This window comes from Mesorhizobium sp. AR07 (assembly GCF_024746815.1).
Taxonomy (GTDB): Bacteria; Pseudomonadota; Alphaproteobacteria; order Rhizobiales; family Rhizobiaceae; genus Mesorhizobium.
Genome location: NZ_CP080525.1, coordinates 76414 through 95669 on the forward strand (window position 1 = coordinate 76414; position 19256 = coordinate 95669).

Annotated in this window: 18 protein-coding genes; 10 read left to right on the forward strand and 8 right to left on the reverse strand. The window is 64.4% G+C overall.

Annotated elements, in window-relative coordinates; translation table 11 throughout:
• The first annotated feature begins 91 nt into the window (after positions 1-91).
• Together BPNPMPFG_RS00400 and gmk are read left to right on the forward strand one after the other, a co-directional pair.
• A complete protein-coding gene (locus BPNPMPFG_RS00400; protein WP_258592719.1) occupies positions 92-982 on the forward strand; it encodes a YicC/YloC family endoribonuclease in 891 nt (296 codons plus the stop codon).
• A gap of 3 nt (positions 983-985) precedes the next feature.
• Positions 986-1642, forward strand: a complete 657-nt coding sequence (gene gmk, locus BPNPMPFG_RS00405) for a guanylate kinase (protein ID WP_258592720.1) — start codon at positions 986-988, stop codon at positions 1640-1642.
• A 37-nt stretch (positions 1643-1679) separates the two neighbouring features.
• On the opposite strand, the gene rsmA is transcribed toward gmk, so the two are convergent.
• The 7 genes from rsmA to BPNPMPFG_RS00440 all read right to left on the reverse strand — a co-directional run bounded on the left by rsmA (position 1680) and on the right by BPNPMPFG_RS00440 (position 9624).
• On the reverse strand, positions 1680-2519 hold the full coding sequence (gene rsmA / locus BPNPMPFG_RS00410) for a 16S rRNA (adenine(1518)-N(6)/adenine(1519)-N(6))-dimethyltransferase RsmA (protein ID WP_258592721.1): 840 nt from the start codon (positions 2517-2519) through the stop codon (positions 1680-1682).
• Entirely contained in the window at positions 2516-3562 is a 1047-nt protein-coding gene (pdxA, locus tag BPNPMPFG_RS00415) for a 4-hydroxythreonine-4-phosphate dehydrogenase PdxA (protein WP_413776823.1), read from the reverse strand. The genes rsmA and pdxA overlap by 4 nt, the downstream gene beginning before the upstream one ends.
• Positions 3563-3575: 13 nt before the next feature.
• Entirely contained in the window at positions 3576-4511 is a 936-nt protein-coding gene (locus BPNPMPFG_RS00420) for a peptidylprolyl isomerase (RefSeq protein WP_258592723.1), read from the reverse strand.
• 92 nt (positions 4512-4603) lie between these two features.
• The gene (locus BPNPMPFG_RS00425) at positions 4604-7039 is read right to left on the reverse strand and encodes an LPS-assembly protein LptD (RefSeq protein ID WP_258592724.1); all 2436 of its coding nucleotides are present in this window, start codon (positions 7037-7039) and stop codon (positions 4604-4606) included.
• Positions 7039-8124, reverse strand: coding sequence for an LPS export ABC transporter permease LptG (lptG, locus tag BPNPMPFG_RS00430; protein ID WP_258597023.1), 1086 nt, complete (start codon positions 8122-8124; stop codon positions 7039-7041). The genes BPNPMPFG_RS00425 and lptG overlap by 1 nt, the downstream gene beginning before the upstream one ends.
• Complete coding sequence (lptF, locus tag BPNPMPFG_RS00435) at positions 8121-9323, reverse strand: LPS export ABC transporter permease LptF (protein ID WP_258592725.1); 1203 nt, start codon at positions 9321-9323, stop codon at positions 8121-8123. Before lptF ends, lptG begins: the two co-directional genes overlap by 4 nt.
• Before the next feature lie 112 nt (positions 9324-9435).
• The gene (locus BPNPMPFG_RS00440; protein ID WP_258592726.1) at positions 9436-9624 is read right to left on the reverse strand and encodes a hypothetical protein; all 189 of its coding nucleotides are present in this window, start codon (positions 9622-9624) and stop codon (positions 9436-9438) included.
• Between the two features lie 51 nt (positions 9625-9675).
• Here BPNPMPFG_RS00440 and BPNPMPFG_RS00445 point away from each other — a divergent pair, with 51 nt between their 5' ends.
• The 8 genes from BPNPMPFG_RS00445 (at position 9676) to BPNPMPFG_RS00480 (ending at position 17957) form a co-directional block, all read left to right on the forward strand.
• Positions 9676-11172, forward strand: coding sequence for a leucyl aminopeptidase (locus BPNPMPFG_RS00445; protein WP_258597025.1), 1497 nt, complete (start codon positions 9676-9678; stop codon positions 11170-11172).
• 28 nt (positions 11173-11200) lie between these two features.
• Positions 11201-11650 (forward strand): DNA polymerase III subunit chi, encoded by a 450-nt coding sequence (locus BPNPMPFG_RS00450; protein WP_258592727.1) that lies wholly within the window; start codon positions 11201-11203, stop codon positions 11648-11650.
• A gap of 96 nt (positions 11651-11746) precedes the next feature.
• Positions 11747-12736: a 3-oxoacyl-ACP synthase III family protein gene (locus BPNPMPFG_RS00455; protein WP_258592728.1), complete on the forward strand. Its 990-nt coding sequence runs from the start codon at positions 11747-11749 to the stop codon at positions 12734-12736.
• Positions 12733-13740 carry an NAD-dependent epimerase/dehydratase family protein gene (locus BPNPMPFG_RS00460; RefSeq protein WP_258592729.1) on the forward strand — a complete coding sequence of 336 codons (1008 nt, stop codon included), beginning with the start codon at positions 12733-12735 and terminating at the stop codon, positions 13738-13740. Before BPNPMPFG_RS00455 ends, BPNPMPFG_RS00460 begins: the two co-directional genes overlap by 4 nt.
• The gene (locus BPNPMPFG_RS00465) at positions 13737-14561 is read left to right on the forward strand and encodes an MBL fold metallo-hydrolase (RefSeq protein WP_258592730.1); all 825 of its coding nucleotides are present in this window, start codon (positions 13737-13739) and stop codon (positions 14559-14561) included. The genes BPNPMPFG_RS00460 and BPNPMPFG_RS00465 overlap by 4 nt, the downstream gene beginning before the upstream one ends.
• Positions 14558-15820 (forward strand): F390 synthetase-related protein, encoded by a 1263-nt coding sequence (locus BPNPMPFG_RS00470; RefSeq protein WP_258592731.1) that lies wholly within the window; start codon positions 14558-14560, stop codon positions 15818-15820. Before BPNPMPFG_RS00465 ends, BPNPMPFG_RS00470 begins: the two co-directional genes overlap by 4 nt.
• Positions 15817-16953, forward strand: coding sequence for a GNAT family N-acetyltransferase (locus BPNPMPFG_RS00475; protein ID WP_258592732.1), 1137 nt, complete (start codon positions 15817-15819; stop codon positions 16951-16953). The genes BPNPMPFG_RS00470 and BPNPMPFG_RS00475 overlap by 4 nt, the downstream gene beginning before the upstream one ends.
• Positions 16950-17957, forward strand: a complete 1008-nt coding sequence (locus BPNPMPFG_RS00480) for a Rieske 2Fe-2S domain-containing protein (RefSeq protein ID WP_258592733.1) — start codon at positions 16950-16952, stop codon at positions 17955-17957. Before BPNPMPFG_RS00475 ends, BPNPMPFG_RS00480 begins: the two co-directional genes overlap by 4 nt.
• Before the next feature lie 13 nt (positions 17958-17970).
• Here BPNPMPFG_RS00480 and BPNPMPFG_RS00485 read toward each other — a convergent pair whose 3' ends face one another.
• The gene (locus tag BPNPMPFG_RS00485) at positions 17971-19128 is read right to left on the reverse strand and encodes an ATP-grasp domain-containing protein (RefSeq protein WP_258592734.1); all 1158 of its coding nucleotides are present in this window, start codon (positions 19126-19128) and stop codon (positions 17971-17973) included.
• Between the last annotated feature and the right edge of the window lie 128 nt (positions 19129-19256).

Here is a 19256-nt window from a genome sequence, read left to right on the forward strand (position 1 = left end):
ACGCGCCTGCGGCGCAATAATTTTCAAGCCGCACTTGCTCCTCTCCGGAAAAACCGGCTTCGGGGTGATGCGCCAGGGACTTGTGGGCGATATGAATTTGCAGAGCATGACCGGTTTCGCACGTGCCGTCGCCGAGCATGAAGGCACCTCGATCGCCTGGGAGGTCAAGTCCGTCAACGGCAAGAGCGTCGAGGTGCGGCTGCGGCTGCCGCAAGGCTTCGAGCGGCTGGAACCGGCCGTCAGACAGACGCTTCAGAAACGTTTTGCACGGGGCAATTTCCAGGCGACGCTGACCATTGGCCGTGCCGCCGGCGCGCAGGCGCAGCCAGTCGTCAACGAAGCCTTTCTGAAGGACCTGGCGGGGCTCGCCAAGCGGCTGCAGGAGCAGTTCGATGTTGCCCCCGCGACAGCAGACGGATTGCTTTCGCTGCGCGGCGTGCTCGACATTCCCGAGACTGCCGAAACCGAAGAGGTGCGCGCCGCGCTCGATGCCGCGATCATGGCCGCGCTCGAGGTGGCCCTGAAAGGACTGGAACAGGCACGACAAAGCGAGGGGGCGGCGCTGGCTTTGCTGCTGGCGGGCCATATCGACACAATCGAGGCGCTGACACTGAAAGCCGAGGCGGATCCGTCGCGCGAGACGGTGGCGATCCGCGAACGCATCGCCGAGCAGGTCAAGCTTCTGATGGACGCTTCCGCCAATCTGGACGCAGGCCGGCTGCACATGGAGGCGGCATTCCTGGCCACCAAAGCCGATATTCGCGAAGAGATCGACCGGCTGAAAACCCATGTCGCATCGGGTCGGGCACTGCTTGAGGGCGGCGGCGCGGTTGGCCGCAAGCTCGATTTTCTGGCACAGGAATTTAACCGCGAATCGAATACGTTGTGCTCGAAGTCGAACGCCGCAACGGTCACCGCGATCGGGCTGGAACTGAAGGCCGTGGTCGACCAGTTTCGTGAACAGATCCAGAATCTGGAGTAGCCAATGGTTGCCAAGGATTTAGGGTCCCGCATTCGCCGCCGGGGCCTGATGCTCGTCCTGTCGTCGCCGTCCGGCGCCGGCAAGTCGACGATCGCGCGCAACCTTCTGGAAAGCGATTCCAGCCTCGAACTGTCGGTCTCGGTCACCACCAGACCGCGCCGCGGCAGCGAGATCGAGGGCGTTCACTACCATTTCCGGACGATGCGCGATTTCGAGCGGCTGCGCGATTCCGACGCGCTGCTTGAATGGGCCGAAGTGCACGGCAATTGCTATGCGACACCGCGCGAGCCGGCCGAACTGGCGCTGGCTCAAGGGCGCGACATGCTGTTCGACATCGATTGGCAAGGCGCCCAGCAGCTCAAGGAGAAGATGCGCGCCGACATTGTCTCGATCTTCATCCTGCCGCCGTCGATGAAGGAATTGAAAGCGCGGCTGAAGCGCCGCGCCGAGGACCAGGAGGCGGTGATCGAGACGCGGCTGAAGAACGCCCGCAACGAGATCGAACACTGGAAAGAGTATGATTTCGTCATCGTCAATGACGATCTCGACCGCGCCTTCGCCGAAGTGCGCGGCATCGTCGTCGCCGAGCGGCTAAGACGCGATCGCCGGCCGGGCCTGTTCGATTTCGTCTCGGGACTGCTGGACGAGAAGACGGAGTGACGCTTCTTCCTTCTCCCTATAAACGGAGAGAAGAGAGCTACACCGCGTTGGTCAACCGCACGAATTCCTCGACGCTGAGCGTTTCGGCGCGGCGTGTCGGATCGATGCCGGCGCGTTCGAGCAGGGCCTCGCCGCCGAGGCTTTTCACGCTTTGCCGCAGCATCTTGCGGCGTTGGCCGAAGGCGGCTTCGGTGACGCGGCCGAGTTTTTTCACATCGGTGGGCAGGGGTGTCGCGCGCGGCTCCAGGTGGACCACCGAAGAGGTGACTTTGGGTGGCGGCGTGAACGCCTGCGGCGGCACGTCGAAGGCGATCCTGGCCTGCGTGCGCCAGCCGGCCAGCACGCCAAGCCGGCCATAGGCATCGCTGCCGGGTGTGGCGACGATGCGCTGGGCCACCTCACGCTGGAACATCAGCGTCATCGATGCATAGAAGGGCGGCCATTCGCCGACCGTCAGCCAGCGCACCAGCAGCTCCGTGCCGATATTGTAGGGCAGGTTGGCGACGATCTTTACCGCGCCGCCAATGGCGGTCGCGCTGCCCGCAAGCCCCGCAAAGTCTGTTTTCAGCGCATCGCCGGCAATAATCTCCAGCCGGCCCGGATAATGGTCCGACACTTCGGCCAGCGCCGCAAGGCAACGCTCGTCGCGTTCGATGACGATGACGCGGCGAGCGCCATGCAACAACAGCGCCCGGGTCAATCCGCCGGGTCCCGGCCCAACCTCGATCACCGTGGTGTTTGTCAGGTCGCCCGCGGCACGTGCGATCTTGCCGGTCAAATTGAGGTCGAGCAGAAAATTCTGGCCGAGCGCCTTTTTCGCCTGCAACTCATGGCGCTCGATGATTTCGCGCAGCGGCGGCAGTCCGTCGATGCTCATGCGCCCAGGCTCAAGCGGGAAGTGCTCATGCGGCCGCGGGCCTTTGTGTCGCTGTCGGCAAGCCGTCTGGCAAGCTTCAGCGCCGCCATCAGGCTGTCGGGCCGCGCCACGCCCTTGCCGGCTATGTCGAAGGCGGTGCCGTGGTCGGGCGAAGTGCGGATGAAAGGCAGGCCGAGCGTGACATTGACAGCCTCGTCGAAGGCCAGCGCCTTGGCCGGGATCAGCGCCTGGTCGTGATACATGCACAGCGCTGCGTCGTAGCCGGCCCGTGCCCGGGCATGGAACAGCGTGTCGGCGGGCAGGGGGCCGAAAGCGTCGATGCCATCGGCACGCAGGATGTCGACCGCGGGGCGTACGATCCGCTCGTCCTCGAGACCCATGGCGCCGCCTTCGCCCGCATGCGGATTGAGCCCGGCAATAGCCAGCCGTGGCCTGGCGATGCCGAAGCGGTTGGTAAGATCGGCGGCGGTGATGCGCGCGGTGGCGACGATCAACTCGGTGGTCAGCGCCTTCGGCACTTCCGCCAACGCGATGTGGATGGTGACGGGAACGGTGCGCAGATCGGGGCCGGCCAGCATCATCACCGGCATCGCCTCGACGCCGCTGTGCCGGGCTGCCAAATGCGCCAGATATTCGGTGTGACCGGGAAAGCGAAAGCCGGCATCGTAGAGCGGTTTCTTGGCAATCGGGCACGTGACGACGGCCGACGCTTCGCCGGCAAGGCAGTCGGCAACGGCACGATCGATGGCCTCGATGGTGGCGGCCGCATTCGCTGGGTCCGGCCGGCCGGGGCTGTCGATGCAGCGGGCGGCCAGCGGAACGATCGGCAGGGCGCGGGCAAACACTTGCGCCGCTTGCGCCGGCGTCGTTTCGACAACCGGCAGCGAAATGCCGAGGAGCCGCGCCCGTGAAGCAATCAGTGCCGGATCGGCGAGCAGGTAGAAGGGAGGCAAGCCGGCCGCGTCACGCGCCATGAAGGCGCCAACCGCGATCTCCGGCCCGATGCCGGAGGGGTCGCCGGCGCTCAACGCGAGCGCAATCACCGCGCGCTCCACGTCAACGCTTGACGATGCGGGCTTTCGCCTTCAGCTCGTCGACGTACTTCTTGCTAAGTTCGTCGGCGTTCTTGTCGCCGGAACTTTCGCCCTGGAACACCATCTGGGCGACCTTGTCGTCGGACACTTCGCGCGACGAGCAGATACCGATGAATTCGACGCCGCGCTCGGTCTCGCGCGTGACGGTGGCGCCGCCGACCTTGGTTGCCTTGATCTGATCGGCCCAGTCCGGCGGCAGTTGCGGTGCCAGTACCCGGCCCAGATCGCGAACGGTGACGTCGATCAGGCCCTTGGCGAATTCGCGCGTCGTGTTGCAGCCGTTGAAGCGGGCACGCATGGCGTCGGCCTCGCGCTTGCGCTTGGCCAGCGTCGCGCTGCGCTCGGCCGCTGGCACCACGAAGATGACCTGCTGCAGCATATACTCGGTGGCGCTCGGCTTGGCGCCGCCCTTTTCGAGCATTTTCCTGACAATATCCTGTTCGCTGACCGCGCCAGTGCCATCGCCGGAACGGTAACGCGCACTCAAGGCCTGGTTCCAGGCCATCTGGGCGCGGATGAATTCCTTGAAGTGGCCCTTGCTGACGCCTGACTTCTCCATGACGCCGTCGAGCTGGCTGAGCTGCATCTTGTTGCTCGAGGCGAAGCGCTGGTAGGCCGCCTCGACCTGCGCGTCGCTGACGCGGATACCAAGCCGCTTGGCTTCGGCCATGCGCAGCGTCTGGTCGATCATTTCCTGGGCGGCGTCGCCCTTCTTGCGCTGCAGCTTCAAAAAGGCGGCGCGATGCGCGATGTCGCCGGTGGTGACCGGAATGTCGTTGACGACGTACTTGATCTCGCTGGCGAAAGCCGGCGGCGTCATCACGGTCATCGACACGGACGTCGCCGCGATAAGCAACGCGAACCCTGCTGAAAAAAGATATTTCCTCATCGTTGGCATTCCCAATTCTATCCCGGTTCCGCCCAATTTTACCTTTTCCGGGTACACGAAATCCGTGCCAGCCCTATGCGGCGAAACGATGTCGCCGGCTGTTACTGGGTGGTGGCGAAGGCACTGCTCGACGAGCCGAAATCGCCGAGGGTGCGGAACGACAGGTTGAAGCCGATGGTCTGCGACACTTGCCTGGTATTCAGGTCGCGCGACTGCGAGAACGTCATCAGATAGGTGAAGCAGGAATCATTGTAGGCGAAGCCGACCCCGTCGCTGACCAGAACGCTTTGCTGGATGTCGTAGGTCCCGGACCCGAAGACGCGCCAGTTCTGGTTGAGATTTGTCGACGCACCAAGCGTGACCTCGTGGCGATCGGTCGTGAAACCGTAAAGCGGCTGTGCCTGGATGAAGGCGTATCTGGCGGTCAGCGACACCGGCAGGCCGTAATAGGCGGCCTTTAGCTCGGCGCGGCGCATCTCAAAGCTCCGTTCGTCGAAACGGCCGCTGACCGAGGCCGCGAATCCGTTGGGACTGTTGACGCCGAACAGGCCGACATAGTCCGATGTGCTGGTCTGGAGGCCCGAATAGGCACCGACATTGACCAGATCTGGCGCGGCGAAGGAATTCTCGCCGCCGAGCTGATAGGATTGGCCGAAAATGGCATTGGTGCCCCAGCCATTGTTATAGGAGCCGGAATAGCGCAGGCCGACATTGGCGCGCGAACCGCCTTCGACACGGTCGTAGCCGGAGAACTTGTCGCGTTCGAACAATGTGGTCGCGTCGAAGACCATGCTTTGCGCGTCTTCGTTGGGGACCGCGAGACCGCCGACATATTGCTCATTCGGGCGCATGAAGACTTGCGCCATCGGCTCGAACACATGGCTCGAATTGGCACCCGAAAACAGCACGGGCCAACGCATCTCAAGCCCAGCGGTCGCCATGTAACGGGCAAACGACGAGCGCATATCGTCCTGCTGGCCCAAATTCGTTGCCATCTGGTTGACGGCGGTAAGCGAAGCCGACGATGCATTGACGTAGTCGGTGTCGCCCTGCAACGCCAGCAATGGCGTCAGCACCAACCCGTCATCGGTGACGAAGCTCCGCTTCCACTCGGCCTCGGCGGTAAGACGTCCAGATTCGCCTTCGATACCGCGGACACGTTGGACACCCGACGATGGTGTGTAGGGGGTGAAGTAGGTCTGATCGAGATCGTCGCGGCGGATGACGCGGGCGTTGACATTGAGCGACAACTGGCCGCCGGCCACCGACACGTCGGGAATATAGGCATAGTCGAGCGACGGCAGCACCCAGGGCTGCTGGTTGCTGCGTGAGGCGATATTGCTGTTGGGCGTATTTTCCTGCACCTCGAAGTGCATGGCGCGCAGGTCGAAATAGTTGCGGCCGTTGAGACCCGTCAGGTAGAGCGACGACTGATGGACGCTGTCGTTGTAGTTGTTGATGTTGTAGGTGTTCGAGAAGTTCTTGTCGGTCTGCAGCAGCACATCCCAGCCGAAATTCCAGCGCGGATTGATCGCGAACTGGCCCTTGGTGCCCATCATGCCGCGGAATTTGTTCGGATCGCCAACTTCGCCCGAATTGATGTTGTGGCCAAAGGTGCCGGGGAAAGAAGCCGAGTCAATAAGGGCATCGGGATCCCGCTGCTGAATCCCGGCGATCTTCAAACTGTATGCGCCATTGTCGAAGCGCTGGCGCCACTCGGCCTCACCGAGGAAGCCCTGCTTGGTATAGCCCGTGCCGGTGACCGTGAGGTCATAGGTCGGCGACAATGCGAAATAATAGGGAACCTTTACGCCGACGCCGAGATCGCTCTTGTAGACGATGCTGGGGATCAGGAAGCCGCTCTTGCGCTTCACCGTCGGGTCGGCAATCTCGAACGCAGGCAGATAGGCGATCGGGAAGCCGAAGAACTCGAAATTCGCGTTCTCGAAGCGAACCGTCTTCTTCTCGCCGTTCCAGATGATCTGCTTGGCCTTGACGCGCCAGGTCGGCGCTTTGTCGGGCTTGTCCTCGCACGGTTCGCAGGCGGTGTAGACGCCATTGTGGAACGTGGTCAGCACGCCGCCCATGCGCTCGGCGCTTTCGGCGGCGAAATAGGCCTTGTCGACGGTTTCGACGCGCAACGCGTTGACGAAGCCGTCGGCAAAATCATCGGTGATGTCGATATGTTGCGAATTGATCTTGGTGCCGTCGCTGTTGATGACCTCGACATTGCCGCTCGCCACCATTCGCTTGGTGTTGCGGTCGTATTCGACCCGCTGGGCGACAAGGCGATTGCCACCGTAATCGATCTGCACGCCACCGACGGCGGTCACCGTCTGGTTGTCGTTGTTGTAGACAAGCGTGTCGGCGGCCAGCAGCATCTGCGAGCCGGCCGGAACCTTCGCCGCCATGTCGCCAACGTCCTGCGCAAGTGCCGGCATCGCAACGGCACAGGCAAGCACGCACGCCAAGGCGGTCGCCGCATAGAGGCGCGCCAAACCGGCCTGCCTGTTGCTGGGCAAAAACGCCTCCCTCACTAGCCGTCTTCCTTGTATAGCAGGAAAGTCACCCCAAAGAACATAGCCACCACGACCGGCACCCAGGCTGCCACGACAGTCGGCACGAACCCCGCCACGCCGAATGCCTTCACCAGCACCGAAACGACATAAAGCAGAAACCCGGCGACGATGCCACCCAGAATCATCGTCGCCGACTGCCCCATCCTAGCAAATCGCATTGAAACCGTTGCCGCAATCAGCGTCATGGCGACGAGGAGAAACGGCAACGCCACCAACGAATCAAACTGCATGGCAAAGGCATTTGCCTTGAGGCCGAAGGAGCGGGCAACCTCGATCTTTCCGGGCAGGTCATAGAAGGGGATGGTTTCGGGGCGCGCCAGCCGCTCCTGCACGAATTCGGGCTTCAGATTGGTCGGCACGCGATCGCTAGCCGACGCCTGGATCGTGCCGTTCTGGAACGTCTTGACGTCCTGCAATTCCCAATAACCGTCGCGCAGGAAGGCACGCGCGGCGTCCTTGCGCTCAACGATGTTGCCTTGCGGGTCGAGAACGAAAAAGACGACATCGGCCATCTCCAGGCCCTGGTTGAGGATGGCCCGCGCGCCGATGATGGTGTCCCCGGAACTGGTTTTCTGCCGAATCCAGGGCGCGGCATCGGCCGAAACCGTGTTCGACTTGCCGGAGCGCAGCTCGGTTTCGATCTGCTCGGACCAGGAAAAGGCGTGCGCGGCGAGCGGGTTGATGACGCCGACCGACAGGACGCCGAACAGCAACGCTCCGATGCAGCACGGCAGCAGGAATTGCCAAGCGGAAACGCCGGCGGAACGCGCGATGACCAGCTCGTAGCGCCGGTTGAGTGACACCAGCGTCGCCATCGCCGAGAAGAGACCGACAAACGGCACAGTCTGCAGCATGATCATCGGCATCCGCAGCGCGGAAATGGCCACTGCCGTCCCGTAAGTGAAGCCGGGCAGGCCGGTGGTGCGGCCGGAAAGCTCGGTGAAATCGATCAGGAACACCAGCGCCAGCAGGCCGAGGAAGAACCAGACGGTGATCGTCACATAGCGGAAGAAGAAATAGCGGCCCAGCGTCCAGCCCATCAGCTGACCCCTTGCCCTGAAGCACCGCTCCTGGACAAACGCAGTTTCAGCGCGGTCCAGCTATCACCGATGCGGGTGGCGAAGTTCGTCATCCAGTCCGCCCAGGCTATCGGCAGTTCCATGGTCCGGTTGGAGACGATGAACCAGATCGCCACCGCCGAAGCCACAATTGGCACGCCATAGACCATATAGGCATATTCCGGAATCTCATCGGCCTTGCTGGCTGCGAAGAAGCCCAGCCAGCGCACGAACAGCGATATGGCGATCGCCGTGATCAGCGGATTGATGCGCGCCTCGCGGTGCGAGCGCGCGTCGCCGGCGACCGCGAGCGCGATCAGCGCGAAGACCATGGAATAGGTCCATTCCGAAAACCGCTGGTTGAGTTCGGCCCGGAATTCGTTGGGAATTTGCTGGTAGCTCTTGTCGTTGGGGTTTGGATTGAGCAGGTACTGGGTCGTCTGGTCCTTCGGCAGGAGCGTCACCTCCGAAGCCGCAGCCATGAAGGCCGACATGTCGAAGGCATAGGATGTGAACCGGATGACCGACAGGTCGCCGGTCAGCGTTTTGCGATGGATGACGCCGTCATTCATCATCAGCACCTTTTCGCCGCCGCGTTCGATGATGTTGCCGGTCTTGGCGTAGTAGACAAGGTTGACCCCTTCTTCGCGCGAATCCGCTACGAAGATGCCGCCCAGCCGATTGTCGGGAAGCCGCTCGCCGATCTGCAGGAACAGCCCGTCCTCGATCTTGCGGAAGGTGCCTTCCTGGATGATCAGCGACAACAGATCTGCGTGCGACGCCGCCACCAGGGCGCGGTTTTTCTGCCGTGCATAGGGGTCGATGCCGTTGTCGACGGCAAAGGAGAAGACGCTTGCCGCGAGGGCCAGAAGCATGATCGGCCGCACGATCGTCCAGCGCGAGGCGCCCGCGGCATTGACGACGGCAAGCTCGGAATCCGAATTCATGACGCTGAGTGTCTGTGCCACCGCCACCACCAGCGCAAAGGGCACGACGATCGGGATGATGGAGGGAAGGATGAGAGCGGCGACCTCGAAGAAGGTCAGCGACGACTGGCCGCTGTCGGTGACCAGATCGATCTTGGCCAGCACCTGCGTCGTCCACACGATGGCCAGCGTCCACACCAGAGCGGCCATGAAGACCACGAAAGTGCGGCGCATGATGTAGCGTTCAATGACCTTCATGAAGGCTTTTCTCGATCTTTTCGAACGGCATCATGCCACCACGCAAGGGTAGCTGTCCGGCGGCGCCTGCACAACTGGCTCCATCAGGTGATCGGTCCGGTCCCGACCCAAGTCACCCGCCCCGGCGTGCCGGAGTGTCGTTGCGAATGGATAAGAAAGGGCGAACATCGATGGTTAACAACAGGTTGCGGCAAAGAGCGGAGCCGTGCCGCGACGAATCGTCATCGATTCCGTAGGTGATATGGGATGCGAATTCGGCAAAGTCTTGCCAAATGCCGGAAAACGACCAAATGTCGCGCATCGCTTCGAACCGCTTCCCCAAAAGCTATGCATTCCCCGAAAGCAGGACATGATGAGCCAGAGACCGTCGATCGCCTTCGCCAAATTTTCCGCGCCCAAGAAGGGCAGCGTCTTCGTGCTGTCGGCGGATGAGGACGGCCTGAGCGACGCCGCCAAGGCTTGCGATCCCGGCAAGACGCTGGAGCGGGCCTTTCCGGTGGCCGAGTTCACCGGCAAGTTCGCCAGCGTGGTGGAAGTGCTGGCACCCGAAGCAACGTCGCTCGACAGGCTGGTGGCGGTCGGCGCCGGCAAGGTGTCGGGGCTCGACGAATATGCCTGGCTGAAGCTTGGCGGCACAATCGCCGCGTCGCTGCGCAAGGCGACAGATGCAGCGGTGGTGCTCGAAATTGTCGGCGCCTCGCCGAGCGGCAAGGACGCGGCAAGCCTTGCGGCGGGCATTCTTCTGCGCAGCTATTCCTTCGACAAGTACAAGACCAGGAAGGACAAGGATAACGGCAAGGCGGAGCCGAAAAAGCCCGTCAAGGTCACAATCCACACCGCCGATCCGGCCGCTGCGAAAAAGGCCTTCGCGGACGCCGAGGCGGTGATCGACGGCGTACTTCTGGCGCGTGACCTGGTCAACGAACCGGCAAACGTGCTGGGGCCGGTTGAATTCGCCGCCCGCGCCAAGGAACTCGAGGCGCTCGGCGTCAAGGTCGAGATCCTGGCCGAGAAGGAGATGAAGAAGCTCGGCATGGGCTCGCTGCTCGGCGTCGCGCAAGGCTCGCCGCGCGGCGCCCGCATGGCGGTCATGCAGTGGAACGGCGGCAAGCCGAAGGACAGCCCGGTCGCCTTCGTCGGCAAGGGCGTCACCTTCGACACCGGCGGCAATTCGATCAAGCCAGCCTCGGGCATGGAGGACATGAAGGGCGACATGGGCGGCGCCGCCGCCGTCACCGGTCTGATGCATGCGCTGGCCGCCCGCAAGGCGAAAGCCAACGTCGTCGGCATTATCGGGCTGGTGGAAAACGCCGTCGACGGCCATGCCCAGCGCCCCGGCGACATCGTCACTTCGATGTCGGGCCAGACCATCGAGGTGCTCAACACCGACGCGGAAGGGCGCCTCGTGCTGGCCGACGCGCTGTGGTACTGCAACGACCGCTTCCAGCCGAAATTCATGGTCAATCTGGCGACGCTGACCGGCGCCATCATGGTGGCGCTTGGCCAGCACTATGCCGGCCTGTTTTCGAACAATGACGAATTGGCTGAGAGGCTGACGGCGGCTGGCCAGGCGACGCAGGAGCGGCTGTGGCGCATGCCGCTCGGCGCCGAATACGACAAGCTGATCGATTCCAAGAACGCCGACATGAAGAACATCGGCGGCCGCTATGGCGGCGCCATCATCGCCGCGCAGTTCCTGCAGCGCTTCGTCAAGGAGACGCCGTGGGCGCATCTCGACATCGCCGGCACGGCGATGGGCTCGCTGTCGAATGAGATCAACCAGTCCTGGGCTTCCGGTTTCGGTGTCAGGCTGCTCGACCGGCTGGTGCACGACAATTATGAGCAGTGAGCTGATACAACCGGTATAGACTGCAGCGATGGCCGACGTCCTGTTCTACCACCTGACCGAATCGACGCTCGAGGATGCATTGCCCGGCCTCCTGGAGCGCAGCGTCGATCGCGGTTGGCGCGCCGTGGTGCAGACCGGCACCGAGGAGCGCCGCGATGCGCTCGACCAGCATCTGTGGACTTTCCGCGACGATTCGTTCCTGGCGCACGCGACCGATCGCGAGGCCTATCCCGGTGAACAGCCGATCCTGTTGACCACCGGCGACGGCAATCCGAACGATGCGAAAATCCGCTTCCTGGTCGACGGCGCGGTACCGCCCGAGCTTGGCGGCTATGAGCGTGCCGTGTTCCTGTTCGACGGCCATGACGCCGCCCAGGTCGAGGCGGCGCGGGGGCACTGGAAGACGATGAAGGATGCCGGCCATGCCGTCACCTACTGGCAGCAGACACCGGACCGCCGCTGGGAGCGCAAGGCGTAAAAGGGGCATCGGCGCCCGTCTTGTAAACGACACTGTTGTGGCCGAACGATCCGATTTAAGTGTTGGAAAAAGCGCAACTCACGCGGCGGGCTGAGAATGCGGATCAAGATCATCGGGACCGGGCGCGCCGTGCCGGCAGCATGCGTGACGTCGCGCGCGCTCGACGAGCGGCTGGGGCTCGGCCATGGCCAGCTCGAAGCCGCCACCGGCGTCATCGAGCGCTATGTCTGCGAGGCGGAATCGCAGGTCGACCTAGCCTGTGCGGCGGCGCGTCTGGCGCTCGCCGATGCCGGGATCGAGGTCGGCGATATCGATCTTATCGTCGGTGGCTGCGGTGTACCTTACCAGCCATTGCCGTCGACCGCGCCGCTGGTCATGCAGCGGTTGGGCATGGCCGATGGCTCGGCCGCGGCTTTCGACGTCAACAGCTCTTGTCTCGGCTTCCTCACTGCCTTCGAGACCGCCGGGCGCATGATCGAGGCCAGGCAATGCGAACGGGCGTTGGTCTTCTCCTCGGAAATCGCCTCACGTGCCTTGCCGTGGAAAGACCAGCCGGAAATCGCGGCCCTGTTTGGCGACGGCGCGGCGGCGGCTGTCTTGTGCCGGTCGGCGCCCGGGGAAAGCGAGGTGGTGGCCAGTCTGATGCGCACTTATCCGTCGGCCTATGAGGCCTGCGGCATCGGTTCCGGCGGTACCCGCTTCGATTTCCATCGCCAGCCGCAGGAATTTGCCAGCCACGCTTTGTTCCACATGGACGGCAAGGAGCTGTTTCGCGTGACCTCGCGCCATTTCAACGGCTTCGTGACGGACCTGCTGGAACGGGCCGGCTGGCGGCATGAGGATGTCGACCTCGTCGTGCCGCACCAGGCCAGCCCCTTTGCCTTGGCTCACATGGCGCGCCAGACCGGATTTGCGCCGGAAAAGCTCGTCGACATCGCGGCGCATTACGGCAACCAGATCGCAGCCTCGATTCCCTTCGCGCTCGACATTGCCCGCCGAGAGCGGCGCATCGCGCCGGGCACAAAAGTGCTCTTCCTTGGAACATCGGCCGGCGTGTCGTTCGGCGGCATGGCGTTGCGGGCATGAGGCGCGTGCTCGTCACAGGCGCCAGCGGCTTTCTGGGCGCGCATGTCGCGGCGCGGCTGGCAGCAGTCGGCATGTCGGTGCTGGCACAAGGCCGCGATGCCGGGCGCTGTGCGGCGCTCGAAGCCGCCGGCCATGCGGTCGTCCGTATTGACCTGTCGCAACCGTTCGATGCGGCGGTCGACGCCGCTTTCGGCGAACCCGATGCCATCGTCCACTGCGCGGCGCTTTCGGCACCCTTCGGCAGGCCGGCGGACTTCGAGACGGCCAATGTCACGGCAACCCGCAATCTGGTCGATTTCGCGCGGCGGCAGGGCGTGCGCCGCTTCGTCCAGATCTCCAGCCCCTCGGTCTGCTTCGCCTTTCGCGACCAACTCGGCGTGTCCGAGGACATGGCCTTGCCCGAGCCGGTCAACGCCTATGCCCGCACCAAGCGGCAGGGCGAGGGGATCGTGTTGGCGATGTCCGGGATCGGGCCGGTTGTGCTGCGGCCGCGCGGCATCTATGGCGCCGGCGACCGCGCGCTGCTGCCGCGCCTGCTTGGCGCGGCGCGGCAGCGTCCGCTGCCGCTGTTTCGCGACGGCCAGGCGCGCATCGACCTCACCCATGTCGATGATGTCGTCGACGCGGTGTTCGCGGCCCTCGCGGCCGGCAGCGCCGCCGACGGCCAGATCTTCAACGTCTCGGGTGGCGAGGTGCTGCCGGTGCGCCGCATCGCCGAGGACGCCTGCGCCCGCTCAGGTCTGACAGCGCGATGGCGAAAAATGCCCTTGTGGCCGGCGATGCTGGCGGCGGGCGTGATGGAGGCGGTGGCGCTGCGCTTGCCGGGCCAGCCTGAACCGCCGGTCACCCGCTACGGCCTCGGCCTGTTCGCCTATGCCCAGAGCCTCGATATTGCCAAGGCCGGCCGCATCCTTGGCTGGGCGCCGAGAGTGTCGTTCGAGGAGGGGCTCGATCGCACATTTGGTAAGACGGAAAATCAGGGCGCAATCGGGAGGGCAGCGTGAAAATCGTCTTCGCCAACAGCGCCTGGGTCAGTGCCGCCGAAAGGCTGATCCTGCGCGGCGGCAGCTGGACGAGCGTGCGGCTGCGCGTCCGCTATGGGCTCATCATCCATCCCCGGGCCGGCCCGATGCTGATCGATACCGGCTATACGCCGCAAGCGATCAGCGGGGACGGCCGCAGCGCCGCATTGCGCCTCTATGGCGCGGTGCTGAAGCCTCGGCTCAATGCGGCGGAGCAACCGTTGCCGGTGCTGGCACGGTTCGGCCTGACGCCGCAGGATGTGCGCACGGTCATCGTCACCCATTTTCATGCCGATCACATGTCCGGCCTGTCGCTGTTCCCCAATGCGCGCTTTATTGCCAGCGATGCCGCGTGGTCGCGGTTGAAGGCGCGCACGGCCTGGCAGAATTTGCGCCACGGCGTGTTCACCGAGCTGTTTCCAGCGGATTTCGAGGACCGGCTCGACGGGCTGTCCACGAAGGCACGGATCGCGCCGCGCGGCGGCATTCCTGGCGGCGCCGATCTGTTCGGCGACGGCAGCGTGGTCGCGGTCGACTTGCCCGGCCATGCCGATGGCCAGTTCGGCCTGTTGTTCACCGAAACGGAGCGTCCTTTGCTTTACGCGGTCGATGTGCAATGGCTGCTCGCAGCCCTTGTGGAGAAGCGTACGCCCGGTTTTCCGGCGAGCCTGCTGGCCGAGGATTTCGCCGCCATCGAGCCGACCAGCGACGGGCTGCGGCGTTTTCTTGCGGTCGGCGGCGAGGTCATGTTCTGCCATGATCCGCAGCCGACGCCATACGATCTGGGCAGCGAGGGCGGATGAACGGGCTCGGCGAAGCGCTCAAATCGTTTGCCGTCACCCGATGGGTGTCGCGCAAGAGCCGCAAGGACTTCGAGCGCTGGCAGGCGCGCGCCTTGCGCCGCTGGCTCGACCGCGACTTGCCGCTGGCGCCCTTCTATGGCAAGGCGCCGCGCCATCTCGGCGATTTGCCGGTGACCGACAAGGCGCTGCTGATGGCGAATTTCGAGCGCTTCAACATCGGCGGCGTGTCGGCTCGCGATGCCTGGGCCGCCGCTTCCGCCGATGGCCGCCTCGGCGAGCTGACCGTCGGCGCCAGCACCGGGACATCGGGCAATCGCGGCCTGTTCGTCATTTCCGAGGCCGAGAAATACCGCTGGCTGGGTGCGATCCTGGCAAAAGCCGTTCCCGATCTGCTCTGGCGAAGGCAGCGCGTGGCGGTGATCCTGCCGCAGAACACCGAGCTCTATGACAGCGCCCGCCAATCCCGGCGCATCGAGCTCGGCTTCTTCGACCTGACGCTCGGTCCGGAAAGCTGGCGCGAGGCACTCGAGGATTTCGCGCCGACGGTGGTCATCGCACCGCCCAGGATGCTGCGGCACTTCGCGACCGAAAACTTCCGGCTGGCGCCGGTCCGCGTCTTCTCGGCGGCCGAAACGCTGGACCCGGTCGACCGGCCGGTCATAGAGACGTTCTTCGGGCACAAGCTCGACCAGATCTACATGGCGACGGAAGGGTTGTTCGCGGTCACGTGCCGGAAAGGCGGGCTGCATCTGGCGGAAGATTCGGTGTTCTTCGAGTTCGAGCCGATTGGCGACGGCCTGGTCACGCCGCTGGTCACCGCCTTTCGCCGGCAGACGCAGATCATGGCGCGTTATCGGATGAACGATCTGCTGCGCCTGTCCAGGGCGCATTGCCGCTGCGGCTCGCCGCTGCGCACGGTGGACGAGATCGTCGGCCGCATGGATGACGCCTTCCGGCTCGCTTCCGTGCATGGACCGATCCTGGTCACGCCAGACATTTTGCGCAACGCGGTGCTGAAGGCTGATCGCCGTATCGACGACTTTCGGCTGATCCAGACCGTGCCGGAAACCGTCGAACTGCGGCTGGCGCCCGACCTTGCAGACGACGCGGCACAAGCCGCATTGGCGGCGGTGTGCGCGCTGTTGGCTTCGCGCCAGGCGATCGCCGCGGTCAAACTCGTGCGCGCGCCACTGTCGTTGGAGACCACCCGAAAACTGCGCCGCGTCGAATGCCGGCTGACGCCGGAGGCGGCGCCGTGAGCCTCGCAATCGTCGACGAAAGTCAGGCCGACCGGGTCGAGAACAGCGCGCGCCAGGTCGAGGCCTTCGTCGGGCTTTTCAATGAGGTTCCGGTGCGCGACCTCGTGCGCAACCTGTCGGTCAAGGTCGAGGCTTTCGAGGTCGCCGGGCGCGCCTTTCCGCTGACATTGAACGACGCCAGCGAAGCGCCGAACTGCTACATCTGCTGTCCATCCAGCGCCTACATCGACTATGCCATCGACGAGACGCGCAACTTCGCTGCAAGCCCGTTGCTGCAGCGGACGGTTCGCGCGCTGATCCGTGCCTGCGCGCCGCTGGTCAAGGCGAGCGGCCTCGATCACCAGGTGCAGGTCAACAACTGGCTCTTTTCGACCAATCCGGTGCCACGACTCGAGCGGCCTGCGATCGCCGCGATACGGGCAGGCCTGACGGCGTGCTTCCCCGACCGCGCCATTGTCATCCGTTCGCTCAATGAGATCGCTGATCCCTCGACCATCACGGCACTGTGGGCTGAAGGTTTTCGCATGCTGGCGGCGCGGCAGATTTATATCTTCGCCGATCGAAGTGCGGCGCCGCCGATGACGCGCGACATGAAGCGCGACCGCACCCGGCTGCGCACCACGCCTCTGAGCGTCGTCGGTGACAGTGACTTCAGCGAAGCCGACTACATCCGGAGCGAAGAGCTCTACGCCATGCTCTATCTCGACAAATACACGCCGCTCAATCCGCACTACACGGCCCGATACATCGGCGAGATGCATCGCCGTGGCATCCTCCGGCTTGCCGGCCTGCGAGACGGCGGCGGCAGGCTCGTCGCCGTTACCGGCCTGTTCGAGAACGGCGGGACGCTGACCCAGCCCATCGTCGGCTACGACACCAGCCTGCCGATCAATGACGCGCTTTACCGCATGGTAATGGCAATGGCACAGGACCACGCCACGGCGCGCGGCCTGTTCTTCAACATGAGCGCCGGTGCCGCCGACTTCAAACGCCGGCGCGGCGCCGTGCCGGCGATCGAGTACAATGCCGTCTATGTCGGTCATCTGCCACTTGGCCGTCGCCTTGCGGTGCGGATCATGGAAACGGTGCTGGCGCTGATCGGCATACCGTTGCTTCGGAGATTTGAGCTTTGAGCGGACGCCAGGAGAAGAGCGGGTCGAAGGACCACTGGCAGGCGGTGGCGCTGTCCGCTGATGTCGGCCGCAAGCCAAAGCGCATCCTGCTTGATGGCGCGCCGGTCGTGCTGTTCCGCTCGAGCACTGGGATATCAGCCCTGTTCGACCGCTGCGCTCACCGGCTGGTCGAACTGTCGACCGGCAAGATCGTCCAGGGCGATATCGAATGTCCCTATCACGGCTGGCGCTTCGACGGCGACGGCCGCTGCACCGCCATTCCCGGCCATTTCGGCGCGATGCCGCACCACCGGGTGCGGCGCTATCATGCGATCGAGCGCGATGGCGTTGTCTTCGTCGCGGTCGGCTCCCCCGTGGGCGAACCCTATCTCCACTGCATGCAGGGCCAGGATGTGATCGTGCGGCGCGTGCGCTCCTCGACGCAATCGACGGTCATCGACGCCGCGGAAAACATTCTCGACGCCACGCATACGCATTTCACCCACAAGGGCCTGCTGCGCGGCCTCAGCGCCAAACGCCATCTGGTCCGTGTCGAGGTCACCGGCGGCGAGGGCTGGGTCGAAGCCTGCTATACCGGCGAAGAGCGCCAGCAAGGATTGATAAGCCGGCTCCTGGAAGGCGAGCGCACCAAGACCATCGGCCGCTTCCGCCACCCCGGCATCGCCGAGCTGGAGTACTGGGGCAAGGGTGGCCTCGTGCTGGCAACGACCTTCCATCTGCGCCAGGCCGATGAGCGGACCGTCGAGGGCGTCGGCTGGCTGATCGGCCAGCGCCGGGGCGGGCTCGGCCACCTCAAGGCGCTCGCCTTCAAGCCGTTGTTCAACATTGCGCTGGAGCAGGATCGCAAGGTCTTGAAATCGGCGAGCGACAATGCGCGTTTCCCGCCTGAAGTGTTGCCGGCCATCGGTCCGCTGGATTTCCTGCGCCGCGACATCGCGGCCATCATGGACGGCAAGATGCCGTCGGCCGCCGCAGCCCCCCAAATCCACCAGATTGAACTCTAGGATTCAACGGGGATCAGCCCTGAAGCGGCCCGTTCCATTCGATGTCGCGCGTCGACGCGGTCTGCAGGCTGATGCGCTGGCGCAGCGCGATGCCGGCGACCTCGGCCAGCGCGCGCCACTGCGCCCGTTTCGGCGCGGGATCGCCGGGCCAGTCGAGCAATTCGCCGGCATCGCGCATGGCCTGGGCAAAGCGCCCGATCTGCCGAGATCGCAGGGCCGCCGGCAATCCGTAGATCCACATCGCCAGCCGCACGGTCTGCTGCGTGGTGATGTCGGGCCTTACCTCGTCGCCGCCATCGAGCACCGCATCGGCGAAGCGCTGTGGATCGCGGAAGAAATGCAGGCCGCTGGTGGCGCGCGGATTGCACTCCAGCGGCAACACCCGGCCGTCCTGTTCGCGCATCAGGTCGAAGGAGATCTGGCCGGTCCATTTTGTGCCGGCAACGAAGCGCTCGACAAAGTGCCGCGCTGCGGCGTCCTCGACCAGCTCGAAACAGATGCCGGCGCCCTTGCCGGCGCGGTAGAGAGAGCTATAGAGCGCCAGCGCCTTGAGCTTTCCGTTTAGCGCCACCGCATAGGCGCTGATCTCGTCGCCGATGACAAAACGCTGCGCCACCCACGGGACCGCGGGTGAAGGGGTGATGGCGTCGAGTTCGTCCGGTGACGGGCGCAGCAGGACGTGACTGGCAAAGCGCGACCAGACCGGCTTGAATACCAGCTCGCGCGACTGGCCGCGCACGGTTTGCAGATCGTCCTTGCTTTGCAGCAGCGTTGTCTCCGGCACGGCGAGGCCGAGGCTTTGCGCCAGCCGAATGAAAGTGTGCTTGTCGTGCACCTGCGTCAACAGCGCCATGCCGGGCGCAAACAGCCGGGCCGGCATGGCGCGGTCGCGCCAGATCTGGCCGAGATGGAAGATCTCCTCGCAGGTCGGGATGACGAGGTCGACGGCTTCGGCGCGCACCAGCGCCTCCACGGCATCGGCATGGGCATCCCCGGCGAAACGCGGTGGTGGCAGGCGGTGATAGGCCGCGCATGCCTTGCTCGCCGCCGCGATCGGCCGGGCAGGGCTGTCGGCCAGGATCACCCGCCACCCTGCGCCGTCAAACAGGCGCGCCAGGTGCAGCGCCACCGGCGCCCGGGCTCCGGTGACCAGCACGGTCCTATTCGGCATGGCACATCAAGGGAATGTCGCGATCGTTTCAGTCGCAGCGAGCGTTGCGCGAAATCGCAAGCATTGGCAACGCAGTCCCGCTGACTTCATCTGGCCATCGCCTTTTGATCGTCGGGACGCTATTGGCA

Excerpts from the sequence above, each read along its gene's own strand:
- BPNPMPFG_RS00400 (WP_258592719.1), top strand. The coding sequence starts at position 92 with ATGAATTTGCAGAGCATGACCGGTTTCGCACGTGCCGTCGCCGAGCAT.
- gmk (WP_258592720.1), top strand. The coding sequence starts at position 986 with ATGGTTGCCAAGGATTTAGGGTCCCGCATTCGCCGCCGGGGCCTGATG.
- rsmA (WP_258592721.1), bottom strand. The coding sequence starts at position 2,519 with ATGAGCATCGACGGACTGCCGCCGCTGCGCGAAATCATCGAGCGCCAT.
- BPNPMPFG_RS00420 (WP_258592723.1), bottom strand. The coding sequence starts at position 4,511 with ATGCCAACGATGAGGAAATATCTTTTTTCAGCAGGGTTCGCGTTGCTT.
- lptF (WP_258592725.1), bottom strand. The coding sequence starts at position 9,323 with ATGAAGGTCATTGAACGCTACATCATGCGCCGCACTTTCGTGGTCTTC.
- BPNPMPFG_RS00440 (WP_258592726.1), bottom strand. The coding sequence starts at position 9,624 with ATGCGCGACATTTGGTCGTTTTCCGGCATTTGGCAAGACTTTGCCGAA.
- BPNPMPFG_RS00445 (WP_258597025.1), top strand. The coding sequence starts at position 9,676 with ATGAGCCAGAGACCGTCGATCGCCTTCGCCAAATTTTCCGCGCCCAAG.
- BPNPMPFG_RS00450 (WP_258592727.1), top strand. The coding sequence starts at position 11,201 with ATGGCCGACGTCCTGTTCTACCACCTGACCGAATCGACGCTCGAGGAT.
- BPNPMPFG_RS00455 (WP_258592728.1), top strand. The coding sequence starts at position 11,747 with ATGCGGATCAAGATCATCGGGACCGGGCGCGCCGTGCCGGCAGCATGC.
- BPNPMPFG_RS00460 (WP_258592729.1), top strand. The coding sequence starts at position 12,733 with ATGAGGCGCGTGCTCGTCACAGGCGCCAGCGGCTTTCTGGGCGCGCAT.
- BPNPMPFG_RS00470 (WP_258592731.1), top strand. The coding sequence starts at position 14,558 with ATGAACGGGCTCGGCGAAGCGCTCAAATCGTTTGCCGTCACCCGATGG.
- BPNPMPFG_RS00485 (WP_258592734.1), bottom strand. The coding sequence starts at position 19,128 with ATGCCGAATAGGACCGTGCTGGTCACCGGAGCCCGGGCGCCGGTGGCG.